8 protein-coding genes are annotated in these 14,486 nt (G+C 64.6%); 3 read left to right on the top strand and 5 right to left on the bottom strand.

Going from position 1 to position 14,486, the window contains the following annotated elements; genetic code table 11:
• Positions 1-16: 16 nt before the first annotated feature.
• Complete coding sequence (locus RBH26_RS02225; protein WP_306756254.1) at positions 17-2,050, top strand: primary-amine oxidase; 2,034 nt, start codon at positions 17-19, stop codon at positions 2,048-2,050.
• A gap of 170 nt (positions 2,051-2,220) precedes the next feature.
• On the opposite strand, the gene RBH26_RS02220 is transcribed toward RBH26_RS02225, so the two are convergent.
• Together RBH26_RS02220 and RBH26_RS02215 are read right to left on the bottom strand one after the other, a co-directional pair.
• Positions 2,221-5,349 carry an FAD-binding and (Fe-S)-binding domain-containing protein gene (locus tag RBH26_RS02220; protein ID WP_306756253.1) on the bottom strand — a complete coding sequence of 1,043 codons (3,129 nt, stop codon included), beginning with the start codon at positions 5,347-5,349 and terminating at the stop codon, positions 2,221-2,223.
• Positions 5,350-5,493: 144 nt separating this feature from the next.
• Positions 5,494-7,257: an L-lactate permease gene (locus tag RBH26_RS02215; RefSeq protein ID WP_306756252.1), complete on the bottom strand. Its 1,764-nt coding sequence runs from the start codon at positions 7,255-7,257 to the stop codon at positions 5,494-5,496.
• A gap of 301 nt (positions 7,258-7,558) precedes the next feature.
• Here RBH26_RS02215 and RBH26_RS02210 point away from each other — a divergent pair, with 301 nt between their 5' ends.
• Both RBH26_RS02210 and RBH26_RS02205 read left to right on the top strand, forming a co-directional pair.
• Positions 7,559-8,083: an LUD domain-containing protein gene (locus tag RBH26_RS02210; protein ID WP_306756251.1), complete on the top strand. Its 525-nt coding sequence runs from the start codon at positions 7,559-7,561 to the stop codon at positions 8,081-8,083.
• On the top strand, positions 8,080-10,308 hold the full coding sequence (locus RBH26_RS02205) for an LUD domain-containing protein (RefSeq protein WP_306756250.1): 2,229 nt from the start codon (positions 8,080-8,082) through the stop codon (positions 10,306-10,308). The genes RBH26_RS02210 and RBH26_RS02205 overlap by 4 nt, the downstream gene beginning before the upstream one ends.
• 110 nt (positions 10,309-10,418) lie before the next feature.
• Here the strand turns inward: RBH26_RS02205 and RBH26_RS02200 are convergent, their stop codons facing one another.
• The 3 genes from RBH26_RS02200 to RBH26_RS02190 all read right to left on the bottom strand — a co-directional run bounded on the left by RBH26_RS02200 (position 10,419) and on the right by RBH26_RS02190 (position 14,422).
• Positions 10,419-11,390 (bottom strand): deoxyhypusine synthase, encoded by a 972-nt coding sequence (locus RBH26_RS02200; RefSeq protein WP_306756248.1) that lies wholly within the window; start codon positions 11,388-11,390, stop codon positions 10,419-10,421.
• 120 nt (positions 11,391-11,510) lie between these two features.
• The gene (locus RBH26_RS02195) at positions 11,511-13,562 is read right to left on the bottom strand and encodes an AMP-binding protein (protein ID WP_306756318.1); all 2,052 of its coding nucleotides are present in this window, start codon (positions 13,560-13,562) and stop codon (positions 11,511-11,513) included.
• Positions 13,563-13,564: 2 nt separating this feature from the next.
• Entirely contained in the window at positions 13,565-14,422 is an 858-nt protein-coding gene (locus tag RBH26_RS02190) for an SDR family oxidoreductase (protein ID WP_306756247.1), read from the bottom strand.
• Positions 14,423-14,486: the final 64 nt, after the last annotated feature.

Raw genomic sequence — 14,486 nt, 5'->3', positions numbered from 1 at the left:
CCCTCTGTGCTAGAGCATGTCAGCCAATAACCATCCATCGGAGCATCCGCTGGATCCGCTGACACCGACTGAGATCGAACGGGCGTGGGCGATCGTCACCGACGAGACGTCGCTCTCGAGTGAGACACGGGTCATCGAGATCACGCTCGCGGAGCCACAGAAAGCGGCGCTCCGCGAGTTCGAGGCCGACGGGACGAAACCCGACCGGCGGGCTCGAGTCGTCGTCCGCGACAAGGACGAACGAGCGTCCTACGAGGGCGTCGTCTCACTCTCGAACGAATCGGTCGAGGAGTGGTCGGAGATCGAACGCGGCCAGCCACGAATGATCGGCGAGGAGTTCGTCGAGGTCGAGGAAGTCGTGACCGAGAACGAAGAGTTTCGCGAGTCGGTTCGTCGACGCGGTGCCGATCCGGACCTCGCGATCGTCACCGCGTGGTCGGCCGGCTACGACTTCGTGCCTGAGGACGTCGATCGCGACCGGCGACTCGCACACGGGATCGCCTGGGTCAAGGGCGATCCCGACGACGAGGGTGCCGAGGCGTACAACCGACCGCTGTCAGGCATCCACGCGTGGGTCGACCTCGACGAGCGCGAAGTCGTCAAACTGGTCGACACCGGACCGAAAAACACCGACGTCGTCGAGAACCTCCGAACGTACTACTACCGCGAGGACAAACGGGAGTTGCGCGACGACCTCGAGCCGTACAACGTCGTCCAGCCCGATGGCCCGAGCTGGGAGGTCGACGGCCACACCGTCGAGTGGCAGAACTGGTCGCTCCGCGTCGGCTTCAACCACCGCGAGGGACTGGTGTTGTACGACGTAAGCTACGAGGACGACGGCGAAGAGCGGCCGATTCTCCGGCGGGCTTCCTGGCCCGAAGTCGTCGCCGCCTACAACGATCCCGACCCGGACCACGACTGGAAGGCGCCGTTCGACGTCGGAGAGTACGGCCTCGGACGGTTGGCGAACTCGCTGACGGAGGGATGTGACTGTCTCGGCTACATGCACTACTGGGACGCCGTGTTGAACGACGCCGACGGGGACCCACAGGTGATCCCGAACGCGATCTGTCTCCACGAGGAGGATTACGGACTGCTCTGGAAACACTACGACTGGCGCGTCGACGACCACGAAGTCCGTCGGAACCGGCGGCTCGTGGTCTCGTTCATCTCGACGATCGGGAACTACGACTTCGGGTTCTACTGGTACTTCTACCAGGACGGGAGTATCGAGGGGCAGGTCCGCCTTACTGGCTGTAACGCGACCGGGCTGATGGACACGGACGACCGGGAGACGGGCTACGCCGAGACGATCGGGCCCGGCCACAAGTCGATGCTCCACCAGCACGTGTTCAACTGTCGGCTCGACTTCGCGGTCGACGGCGAGACGAACACGGTCCGCGAAGTAAACCTCAGGGAGGTTCCACACGGTCCTGACGGCTACGATCCGACACCTCACGCCGAGATCGATCAAGACCGACTGAACCCACACGGGAACGCCGCCTTCGTCGAGCGGACTCGCTTCGAACGCGAATCGGACGCGAAGCGGCTGACCGACACCCACGCCGGCCGATACTGGGAGATCGTCAACGAAGACGTCACGAACGACGCGACCGGCGAACCAGTCGGCTATCGTCTCAGAGGCAAGAACGGATCGAACACCGTGTACCCGATGCAGCCCGGCTCCTCGAACGCAAAGCGGGCCGGATTCGCGAAGAAACACCTCTGGGTCACCCAGTACGACGACGACGAGATCTATCCTGCAGGCGACTACCCCAACCAGAACCCCGGTGGCGAGGGACTGTCAGCCTGGACCGAGGCGGACCGACCGATCGCCAACGAGGACGTCGTCGTCTGGTACAACCTCTGTCAGACCCACGTCTCCGTCCCGGAGGACTGGCCCGTGTTGCCGGCCAAGATGGTCTCGTTCAAACTCGAGCCCGCACACTTCTTCGAGGAAAACCCGGCGGTCGACGTCCCGCCGGAACACGCGATCAAAGACATCGAGAAGTGGACGACCGATCGCCAGGAGTCGATGGACCTCGAGTAGGGCGCTCGAGCGCTTGAGCTGTCGATGAGATCGCACGTCGTCCGTTGTCGGCCGTCGTCGCCGAACCCGCGGCCTCGTTTCTACGGTCTCCTGTCGTCACTGCCCGCCGATCGCCGACCCCGTCCTGGCGATCGGCGGGAACTCGGGACAGCAGTCCGTATCGACCGTGTCTATCGTCGATCGGCGAGTGCCTCGGCGACGACTTCGATCGGTGTCGGGGGTTCCTCGGTCGCGCCGGGACGGTCCTCGAGTTGAGTGCGACAGGATGCGCCGGGGGCGACGACGCGCTCGGCCGCGCTGTCGTCGACCTGTTCGTAGAGGACCTCGCCGATCGCCTTGCTCATCGAGTAGTGTTCGACCTCGTAACCGAAGGAGCCGGCCATGCCACAGCACGTCGAGTCGAGGGGATCGACCGCATAGCCCGCACGCCGGAGCACGCCGACGGCGTGGTGGTCTTTCGCGTGGGCCTTCTGGTGGCAGTGGCCGTGGTAGGCGAGGTGCTCGTCGGGGGCATCGAAGACGATCTCGGCGTCGAGATCGAACCGATCGAGATACTCACAGACACCGTAGGTGCTCGAGGCGACCGCCTCGACCTCCGGGTGGTCGAACAGATCGAGGTAGTCCGACTGCACCATGACGGCGTCGGAGGGCTCGATCAACACCACGTCGTAGCCCTCCTTGACGTACGGCAGGAGTTCGTGGACGGTTTCCGTCGCGTCCTCGGCAGCCGTCTCGAGCAGCCCTTTCGAGTAGGCCGGCCGGCCCACGTCTCGCGGGTCGGCGACCTCGACGTGGACGCCTGCGGCCTCGAGCACCTCGAGGGCTGCTTCGCCGGCCTCGGGATACTCGTGGTTGGTATAAATGTCGGGCACGAGGACGACCTTGTGATCGGCCTCGTGGGCCGCCACCGCGGGTCGACGGTCCGCGACGCGTTTCGCGAACGTGTTGCGCTCGAACGTCGGGAGGTCCCGCTCCCGGGAGATGCCGAGTACTTTCTCGGTGAGGACGCCGCTGCCGGGCAGCTTCGCCACCCAGTTCGAGACTGGGGCAGTCGCAGAACCGATCTTCGCGAGCGTCTCGAAGTTCGTAAAGAACCGATCACGAAGCGAGACGCCGTTTCGCTTGTGGTGTTCGTAGGTGAGTTCGGCTTTGAGCTTGGCCATGTCGACCCCGCTCGGGCAGTCGTGTTTACAGCCCTTACAGCCGATACAGAGGTCGAGTACCTCTTCGACGAACTCGTCGTCGAACTGTTCGTCGGGATCGAGGTCGCCGCTCATCGCCTGTCGGAGCATGTTTGCCCGACCACGCGTCGAGAGGATCTCCTCGTCTTCGGCCCGGAAGGTCGGACACATCACGCCGCCGGTCGTGGACTGTTCGCCACGACAGCCGCCACAGCCGTGACAGAGCTCGGTCATTCCCTGAAAGCCCTGGTCGTTGTCCCACTCCAGGACCGGATCGAAGCCGGCGTTGAACTCGTAGTCGGGGCCGAAGCGGTGGTTTTCGGTCATGTCGGTCGGATCACCGTCACGGCCCCGTGACGACCCTCCGCTCGCGTCGCTTGCGGAGACGCCGTCGCGGAAGACGACCTGGCCAGGGTTGAGCAGCCAGTCGGGATCGAACGCCGTCTTCAGCTCCTGGAAGGTCTCCCAGAGCTCCTCGCCGTACAGTTTCCGGTTCCACTGGGTTCGGGCCCGACCGTCGCCGTGTTCGCCCGAGACGGAGCCGTCGTATTCGACGACGAGGTCCGTCACGGCGTCGGTGATCGATTCCATCTCCTCGAGACCCGCTTCGGTCTTCGTGTTCACCAGCGGACGGACGTGTAAGACGCCAGGTCCGGCGTGGGCGTAGAAGCTGGCGTAGGTGTCGTGGTCCTCGAGGACCTCCTGGAAGTCGGCGACGAACGCTCGGAGGTTCTCCGGCGGGATACCGGTGTCCTCGATGAAGGCGACGTGTTTCTCGTCGGTCGTCCGCGAGAGCAGGATCGGGAGGCCGGATTTACGCAGTTTCCAGATTTTCGCGCGACTGTCGGCGTCGTAGGCCTCGATGGCGTCGAACGCCAGCGTCTCCGTCTCCGTGATCGTCCGCTCGTCTTCGTCGTCGGCTTCGCCGTCCGGATCGACGCTCGGACAGCGATCCGCGAGCAGATTTGCGACCTTCCGTTTGCCGTCGGCGACGTCGTCGGCATAGAACTCGACGATCAAGACCGCGGCCGTTCCGTCGGGAAGGATCTCCGTCACGGGTGCGAACTCGGGTGTGTCCCGCGCGAGGTCGATCAGCACGTCGTCGAGCACTTCGACTGCGGCCGGGTCGTGTTCGACGATCGGCTCGACGTCGTCCATCGCCTCGAGCACCGTGTCGTAGGCGAGCAACGCCATGCTCTTTTCCTCGGGAATCGGCTCGAGCGAGACGGTCGCTTCGGTGACGACCGCGAGGGTTCCCTCGCTGCCACAGAGGAGTTTCGCGAGGTTGAGCGTCCCGCCTTCGGCGTCGGGTTCGCCGACACCGCGTTCACCGCCGTAGGCGTCCTCGACGAGCCAGTCGAGGTTGTAGCCGGAGACGTTTCGCTTCAGGTCGGGATAGGTGTCGTGGATGAGTTGGCCCTGTTCCTCGAGAATTCGGGCGACTGCCGCGTAGATCGCCGACTCGAGGTCGTCACCGTCGGCGAGTTCCGGGACCTCTTCGATGGTGACCTCGCCGAAGGTCGTGACAGTGCCGTCCGCGAGGACGACCTCGACCTCCTCGACGTAGGCGTCGGTCTTGCCGTACTGCAGGGAGTGTGCGCCCGTCGAGTTGTTCCCGATCGCACCACCGAGCGCGCTCTTGTCGCCCCACGCCGGGTCGGGCGCGAACTTCAGGTCGTGGGATTCGAGTTTCTCGTTGAGCGACTCGAGGTAGATCCCCGGCTGGGCGGTCGCCAGTCGCTCGTCGGGGTCGATCTCTACGACGTCGTCCATGTACGTGGTGAAATCGAGAACGACGGCCTCGTTGACCGTCTGGCCGGCGAGGCTGGTGCCGCCGCCCCGCGGGAGGACGGGAATCCCGTTGTCGGCACAGTAGGAGACGACACGGGCGACGTCGGCGGTCGATCGCGGGAAGACGACGCCGATCGGCGTCACCTCGTAGATACTCGCGTCGGTCGCGTACAGCTGTCGGGAGTAGGAGTCGAAGCGAACGTCACCTTCGACTCGCCGCTCGAGGTCGGCGACGAGGTCGGGTCGTTCGACGTCGTCGCTTCGGTAATCGTAGTTGGCGTTCGGATCGGCAGCCGGGTCACGGTCGGTGGGAGGTGTGATCGTCATTGGATTCGATTTGGGTGACGGTTGGTGCTGGTGGGTAGTAGACGGTTGGCCTGCTGTCGATGCGTATACTGTCGAACGGAAGTCATTGCGGTAAATGCGCCGCTCCAGTCCAGCGAATGCTCCCGATCGTTCCGTCCGGCAGTATTAGAAGAGCGTCGGAAACAGCACGTAGACGGCGATCGTCGTTAGAATGCCGCCCACGAGCAGATAGTACGCGACCGGAATAAGGTTGAGCCGGACGACGTGTCCAGTCTTTCCGACGAGGCCGACCGTCGCGAGTGCGGCGATCACGTTGTGGATCGCGATAACGTTCCCGATCGCGCCACCGATAGACTGGGCACCGACCAGCAGCTGGGTCGGTAACTCGAGACGCTGGGCGACTTCGAACTGGAACGCGCTGAAGGTAATGTTACTGACCGTAATCGAACCGGCGATGAAGGCACCGAGCGCGCCGACAGCCGGGGCGATCATCGGGTATGCGGGCCCGATCACCGTCGCGGTCGCTTCCGCGAGCACGACGATCATGCTCCCGTCAGGGACCGAGGCGGCCGCCACGACGTCAGCTTCGACGTGGGCGTCGGTCTCGAGCATGATCTCGACCATCGCGATGACGAACACGAGCGCGATCAGTGGCGAGACGATCTTGCTGCCGGCGTCACGCCATGCGCCGACGACCTCGTCGCCGTCCATCCGGAACAGCACGACGGCGATCAGCGCGCTGACCACGAGCCAGGTGCCGGGGACGTACGCCCACTCGATCGTGCCGTCCAGTTCGGTCCCGAGAATCGCCGTCCACTCGAGGACCGGACCGATCGAGAGGGTACCGAGGCTGGTTTCGATCGACACGACAGGGGCTCCCTGTAGCCGCTCGGCGATCGATTCGATCACCCGGGTGCCGATCAGCAACACGACGAGGATCAGGTACGGCGACCACGCGCGCAGTAGCGACATCGAGTTCTCGCTGCCGGTTGCGGTGGCCGTCCCGTTACTGCCCGGTTCGATGGTCCCGACCCAGTGGTCGGGCCACTCGTCGCGGGGTGGGAATTCCCAGGCGTCGTCAGGCTCGAGGAAGCCGGCCCTAAGCAGGCCGACGACGACGGCGCCGCCGACCATCCCGGCGATCAGCGACGGGAACTCGGGACCGATGAACCACGCCGTCAGCGCGTACGGGACGGCGAAGACGACGCCGGAGACCAGACAGAGCGCCACCACGCCTCGAAGCGGGGCCAGCGACCGCTCGTCTGGATCGCCGAAGAAGTAGACGACCATCCCGACGGCGAAAAGCGGCATCAACACGCCGAGGATGCCGTTGAACACGGCGGCCCAGCCGGCCGCCGAGGCCGAATAGCCCGCGACCGACATCCCTTCGGCGGCTATCGTCGGCTCGACGCTTTCGAGGGGCTGTTCGTAGCCGACGATGATCGGCGTCCCGACCGCCCCGAACACCGTCGCGACGGCGTGACCGACGAGTGCCGCGACGACAGCGGCAAGCGCCGGAAAGCCGAGTGCGAGCAACAGCGGTGCGACGACGGCTGCGGGCGTCCCGAAGCCGGCGACGCCCTCGATGAAGGTCGCGAGAAAGAACCCGAGCAACACGACCTGGACGCGCCGATCCTCGCTGATCGAGGCAAACGCTTCGTTGATCGTATCGACCGCTCCGGAGCGCATCAACGTGTACAACAACACGAGCGCACCGAAGACGATCCAGAGAATCTCGAGTGCGGCCAGTCCGCCACGGATACTCGCGGCGGCGATCCACTCGACGGGCATCTCCCAGCTCGCGAAGCCAACGACCGCCGCGACGAGCCACGCGACCGGCATCGCTCGCTCGGCCGGCCACAGAAATCCGACCAACAGAACGGCGACGACGACAAGCGGGAGTAGCGCCAGCACTGCACTGCTAAGCATCGCTATCACCGGGATTCGTCCAGGCCATCACGACATCGGGTCCCGTTCCGTCGTGAATTCGATCTGGCATCGTCAGAGGATGATAGCACAGTACACATAATCGTCGTGCAGGCGAGTTCAGAACGGGATACTCGAGCCGTTTTCGGCGGCGCTTCCGGTGGAGGGGTGTCGGAAGTCGGATTCGACTCGGCCGAAATCGTCGACCGGCGTTGGTTGGCCAACATATTTATTCAAAACCATTCTCGAGAAGAGAAGGTGATGCAGCAGAACAATAATCACGATGGGGGCGAACGCTCGAGATATGAGCGCCGAGTCAGGGTCGGTCCGCAACCGATTCGAGGAGGCACTGGCCGACCGCGACGTTGCACTGACCCGAACCACCCCGGCCGCGTTCGAGGCGACGCTACAGGCGGTCGTAACCGAACCAGTCGTCGGAACACCCCTTCCGTTCGGGGACGTCTCCCTCCCCGAGTGGGTCGACGACGAACCGACGCCGGCGACACTCGAGGCGGCGACGACGGGCGTTACCGCCGCCTCGTTTGGAATCGCCGACTACGGGAGCGTCGTCTTGCCGTCGACGCCCGAGGGAAGCGAGCCGGTCAGTCTCTTTCCGGAACTGCACGTCCCGGTGCTCCACGAGCGCGACCTCGTGGCCGACATGCCGACGGCCATCGAGCGGCTCGGTCCGGAACTGCGGGACGGCGGCAGCGCCATCGTCGCGACCGGCCCCAGCGCAACTGCCGACATGGGCGCGCTGGTCGAGGGAGCCCACGGCCCGAACGCCGTTCACGTCGTCTTCCTCGAGACCGACGGTGATGGCGAATGAGCGGTGGCACACGCGAGCGAAAGGCCGACCACATCCGGTATCTCCTCGAGACGGAAGGCGACGCCGTCGAGGCGAACACGCTCGGGTTCAACGAGGGCCGCTACGAGTCGGTCGCCGACCTCGAGAACTACGAGGCGTTGAAAAGCGAGGCCCGCGCGATCAAAGAGGACGCCATCGAGCGACTCCCGGAGCTGATCGACGAACTCACCGAGACCGTCGAGGCCAACGGCGGGACGGTGTATCTCGCCGACGACGCGGCCGACGCCAACCGGTACATCCGCGAGATCGCAGACGAGAACGATGCCGAGCGACTCGTCAAATCGAAGTCGATGACCAGCGAGGAACTCGAGGTCAACGAGGCCCTCAAGGCCGACGGCGTCGACGTCGTCGAAACCGACCTCGGTGAGTGGGTCCTGCAGGTCGCCGACGAAGCGCCGTCACACCTCGTCGCCCCGGCGATTCACAAGTCCGAAGACGAGATCGCTCGCCTCTTCAACGAGCAGTTCGAGCCCGACGAACCGCTCGAGACCGCCGAGGAGTTGACGACGTTCGCCCGGGACCGGCTGGGAGCGCTGATCGTCGACGCCGATATCGGGATGACCGGTGCAAACTTCATCACGGCCGACTCAGGGTCGCTCATGCTCGTGACGAGCGAGGGCAACGCCCGGAAGACGGCCGTCGTTCCCGACACCCACGTCGCGGTCGCGGGCGTCGAGAAGATCGTTCCATCCGTCGAGGACCTCGCGCCCTTTATCGAGCTGATCGGTCGCTCGGGGACGGGTCAGGACATCACCTCGTACGTCTCCCTGTTGACGCCGCCGGTCGACTCCCCCGTCGTGGATTTCGACGAATCCGACGTGGCGCTCGCCGACCGTGACGACGACCGCGACTTTCACCTCGTGTTGATCGACAACGGCCGCATGGCGATGCGCGAGGACGACCACCTTCGGGAGACGCTGTACTGTATCCGGTGTTCGGCGTGTGCAAACACCTGTGGAAACTTCCAGTCCGTCGGCGGCCACGCCTTCGGTGGCGAGACCTACACCGGCGGGATCGCGACCGGCTGGGAAGCCGGCGTCCATGGCCAGGAGAGTGCCGCCGAGTTCAACGACCTCTGTACTGGCTGCTCGCGGTGTGTCGAGGCCTGTCCGGTCGAGATCGATATCCCGTGGATCAACACCGTCGTCAGGGATCGGATCAACCGCGAGGGCGACGACGGCCGCTTCGAGTTCGTCTACGACGAACTGGTCCCCGACGAGGAAGATACCGGGAGCATCGACCCCCAGAAGCGACTGTTTGGCAACTACGAGACGCTGGCGAAACTGGGGAGTGCAACGGCACCCGTCTCGAACTGGCTGGCCGATCTCGGGCCCGTCAGGTCGGTGCTGGAACGGACCGTCGGGATCGATCGCCGCCGCTCGCTGCCCGCGTTCGAACGCGAGACGCTCGTCGACTGGTTCGAGTCGCGCGGGCCCCGCGTCTCCGCCGCCGACGCCGAGCGCGAGGCCGTCCTCTACCCCGACACCTACACGAACTACATCGACGTCGACCGCGGGAAGGCGGCCGTCCGCGTCCTCGAGGCCATGGACGTCCACGTCCGGGTTCCAGCGGTCGGGGAAAGCGGCCGGGCGCCGCTCTCACAGGGGATGATCGCGACCGCCGACACGAAGGCGAGTCGCGTCTACGCCGGGCTCGCCGAACACCTCGATGCCGGCCGCGACGTCGTCGTCATCGAACCGAGCGATCTGGCGATGTTCCACAGCGAGTACGAGAAGTTCCTCCCCGAGGCCTCGTTCGAGCGACTCCGGGAGGGCAGCTACGAGATCCTCGAGTACGTCTACGGCTGTCTCGAGAACGGTGCCAACGGGGCACGACTGCGAACCGGCGACGACGGGCCGGACGTTGCCTACCATTCCCACTGCCAGCAGCGGACGATGGGCGTCGACCGCTACACGCGGGCCGTCTTCGAGACCCTCGACTACGACGTCCTCGAGAGCGACGTCGAGTGCTGTGGGATGGCCGGCTCGTTTGGCTACAAACAGGAATACTACGAGCTGAGCATGGACGTCGGCGACCGACTCGCCGAGCAGTTCACCGAACCGGAGGCCCAGGACCGCCTGGTCGTCGCCAGCGGCACCTCGTGTGAAGACCAACTCGAGGACGTACTCGAGCGCGACGCGGTTCACCCGGTCGAGGTGCTCGATCCACGCTCACGGCTTCGCTGACGCCTCCGGCCTGACTCCCGAAAACGTAGTACCGTTCCACCCGTCGACTGCTGGGTGAACGCAGCCGACCGCCATCGAGTTCACCCAGCAGTGCAGGTGTGGACCACCACTTAGTTGAACGCAGCGGCCACGAGCAGCGGGAAGACGAGCGTCGCCTCGGCTTCGATCTGGGTGTAGTTCTTCTCGGCTTCCTTGATCTTCCCCCACGAGACGGCCTCGTTCGGCGGGGCACCCGACAACGAGCCGTCACCTTCCATGCCCGTCGAGATGTAGACGACGTAGTCGGCACCGCCGCGGAACAGGTTCGTCATGATCGCGTGATGTTTCGGCACGCCGCCGCCGACCGCGATGAGACCGGTCGTATCGGCCAGCATGCCGTCTTCGATCAGCGAGTCGTAGTCGTCTAAGATCTCGATGCCGACCTCCGAGTCGTACCCCTGTCGGTAGTAGTAGAGGAAGTTCCCGACTTCGGCGTCGGTCAGCGCGGGACAGTAGACGGGGACGTCGTTGTCGGCGGCCTGTTTCAACACCGAGTCCTCGTCGTCGAGCGTCTCGCCGAGTTCGCGGGCGAACGCCGTCGGCGTCCGGATCTTCTCCTCCGCGAAGAAGTCGTCGAAGAAGTCATAGAGGTACTCCTCGAGCCAGACGTAGCGGTCGGAGGGGACGAAGATGTTGCCGAGGCGGTTGATTCCACGCTCCCGAAGTTCGGCCTCGTCGGCGTCCCACTCGCCCATCTTGAACGGCTTGGCCGTCTTGATGACGTCCTCGGTGAGCGAGCCGGAGGTGGTGATCAACACGTCGACGTACCCTTCGCGGACGAGCGCGGCGACGACCTCGCGCAGCCCCGAGGAGATGATGTTCGAGGTACAGGTCAGATAGATCGTCGCGTCCTCCGCTTGCATCCGCTCTGCGATGTCGATCGCCTCCGCGAGCTGGGTTGCCTGGAAGCCGGTCGTCTCGTAGGACTCGAGCAGTTCCCGAAAGTCGAACTCACCGCGGAAATCGTAGCCGCGAACGTCGGCCGTCGACAGCTCCTCGTCGCTGCCCGGCACGACGTTCTCGTGGGACTCGTCGTCGGTCATACCCCTAGATACTCGAGCAGGGCTTTGAATGACTCGAGATCGATCTCGGAGTGGGAACGCGTGGCTTGGGGGCCAGAAACAAAACGGGTACAGGAGCGGCGTCGTCCCGTGTTGGTGGCGTTATTTGGCTGCCTCGAGTTCCTCGAGTGCCTCGGGGTTCTCGATGCTACTCATGTCGCCGAGATCCTCGCCGGTGTAGGTGGCTTCGACGGCCCGGCGGATGATCTTGCCCGACTGGGTCTTCGGGAGGTCGTCGACGAACAACACCTCGCGCGGGCGGAACGGTTTGCCCAGTTCCTCGCCGACCTGTGCGCGCAGCTCCTCGCGGAGGTCGTCGGACGGCTCGTAGTCGCCCTCGAGGATGACGTAGGTGACGACGGCAGTGCCGGTCGTCTCGTCCGGGGCACCGATCGCGGCCGCCTGGTTGACGGCCTCGTGGTCGATGAGCGCGCCCTCCACTTCGGCGGGGCCGACCTTCCGTCCCGCGACGTTCAAAGCGTCGTCGGCACGGCCGTGGAGGAACCAGAAGCCGTCCTCGTCCTTCTGGGCCCAGTCGCCGTGGTTCCACATGTCCTCGAACGTCGACCAGTACTCGTCGAGATAGCGCTCGTCGCCGGACCACAGCGACTTCGTCATCGAGGGACAGGAGTCCTTGGCGACGAGGAAGCCACGCTGGTTGTCCTCTTTGACCGACTCGCCGTCGCGGTCGACGATATCGATGTTCATGCCAAGCCCCGGACCACCGAGTGTACAGGGTTTCAGCGGCTGGGTCGGCATCGGCATCAGGAAACAGCCACAGATCTCGGTGCCGCCGGAGATGTTGATGATCGGGGCCTCCTCGCCGCCGACGTTCTCGTAGAACCACTGCCACGATTCGGGGTCCCACGGTTCGCCCGTCGAGCCGAGCAGCCGAAGCGAGGAGAGGTCGTGACCCTCGAGCCACTCGTCGCCGTGCTTGCGAAGCGCCCGGATCGCCGTCGGGGAGATGCCAAACTGGGTCAACTCGTGGCGGTCGATCATCTCCCAGAAGCGATCGGGCTCGGGGTGGTCGGGCGCGCCCTCGTACATGAAGACGGTGCCGCCGAAGGTGTGGGTCCCGATGAGGGTCCACGGCCCCATCATCCAGCCGATGTCCGAGACCCAGAAGAACCGGTCGGACGGCTTGAGGTCCATGCCGAAGTAGACCTCCTTGGCACACTGGACCTGCACGCCCGCGTGTGTGTGGACGATTCCTTTCGGTTTGCCCGTGGTCCCCGACGAGTAGAGCAGCATCGACTCCTGACTCGAGTCGAGAGATGTCGTCTCGTACTCGTCGTCCGCCGTTTCGACGGCGTCGGCCCACCACTCGTCGCGGTCGTCGGTCCACGGAATTTCGTGCTCGTTCGCTCGGTCGCTCGAGCCTAATCGGTCGAAGACGATCGTGTGCTCGACGTGGCCGGCCTCCTCGATTGCCTCGTCGGCCGACGACTTGAGGAAGACCGGGTCACCCCGCCGGAGGAAGCCGTCGCCAGTGAACAACACGGAGCACTCGGCGTCCTCGATCCGAGTCGCGGCCGCGTCGACGCCAAAGCCCGAGAAGATCGGGACGGCGATCGCGCCCACCTTGAAACAGCCATAGAGGATCGAGACGACTTCGGGGACCATCGGCATGTAGAGTCCGACCGTGTCGCCGGTCTCGATGCCCCGTTCCTCGAGTGCGTTGGCGACCTGATTCGACTGCCGGCGGAGTTCGTGGTACGTAATCTCTCGGATCTCGCCGTCTTCGCCCTCCCAGATGGTCGCGACCTTGTTTCGCCGTTCCTCGTCGCGGGCCGCGTGACGGTCGACCACGTTGTGGGCGATGTTGAGTTCCCCGCCGGGGTACCAGTCGGTAAACTGCGGCCCTCCGTGGCTCGCGGCTTCACCGCCCGCGTCTTCCGGGGCGCGTCGCGCCCCGCTGTCGTCTCGGATCTCGTCGTAGTCGTCGTAGAACTCGATGCCGAGGTAGTCGACGAGTTCGTCCCAGAACCAGTCGACGTCGCTCGTCGTTCGCTCGATGAGTTCGTCATAGTCGTCGATCCCGTACTCCTGCATGAAGTCGTAGACGTTGGTCGATTCGACGAACTCCTGGCTCGGTTCGTGGACGATCTCGTCGACGTCCTCGAGAGACGGATCGGTCGTGTTCTCTGACATTGTCATTCGTATGTAAGAGTCATGCCCCCATCAAACATGAGGTCGCCGCCGTTCAGATGGCGACCGAGATCGGAGAAGCCAAATAAAAAGAGGTTGGCGACGTCGATCGGTTCCATCATCTCGTTGACCCGCGACTGGCCGAGCATGACGTCTTCGATCACCTCGTCGACCGAGATGCCGCGTTGCTCGGCGGTATCCGTGAGTTGGTCGGTCACCAGCGGCGTCTGTACGTAGCCGGTACTGACCGAGTAGGCACGGACCTCCCCGTCTCCCTCGGCGGCGATCGACTGGGTGAGCCCGCGCAGCCCGAACTTCGAGACGTTGTAGGCGACCTTGTCGCTGGTGACGTAGTGGCCGTGGACCGACCCCATGTTGCCGACACAGCCCCGTCCGTCCGCAGTCTCCCGGAAGTGAGGAATACACAACTTCGAGAGATACAGCGGCGCCCGAAGCATGATCTCGTGCATCCGGTCGTAGGTCTCCATCGGGAACTCCTCGATCGAGTCGATGTGTTGCGTTCCGGCGATGTTCGCGAGATACTTGATATCGCCCAGTTCGGCCGCCGCCTCGACGAGGCGCTCGAGGTCGTCGTCACGCGTGAGATCGGCGACGATCGACTCGATCTCGCCTTCGAGACCGAGTTCCGCGCCGCGGTCGACCGTCCCTTCTAGTCCCTCCTCGTCGACGTCGGTCGCCGCGACCGTCAGTCCGTTACCGGCGGCCGCCAGCGCGGTCGCGCGACCGATCCCCGAACCAGCGCCCGTCACGAGACAGACGTTCCGGTCGGTGAACGCGTCGTCGTCGATGCGGTGGATGTCGTCCGCCGTCACCGTCGGCGGTGTCACGTCGTCTCGAGTCATGCCGTCTCGAGTATCCCTTCGCTCGAGACGTGCTAATAGTCGTGTGTTAACATGGGGACAAATG

It is taken from the genome of Natronolimnohabitans sp. A-GB9 (assembly GCF_030848565.1).
Taxonomy (GTDB): domain Archaea; phylum Halobacteriota; class Halobacteria; order Halobacteriales; family Natrialbaceae; genus Natronolimnohabitans.
This window is presented reverse-complemented; position numbering and strand designations above follow the sequence as displayed.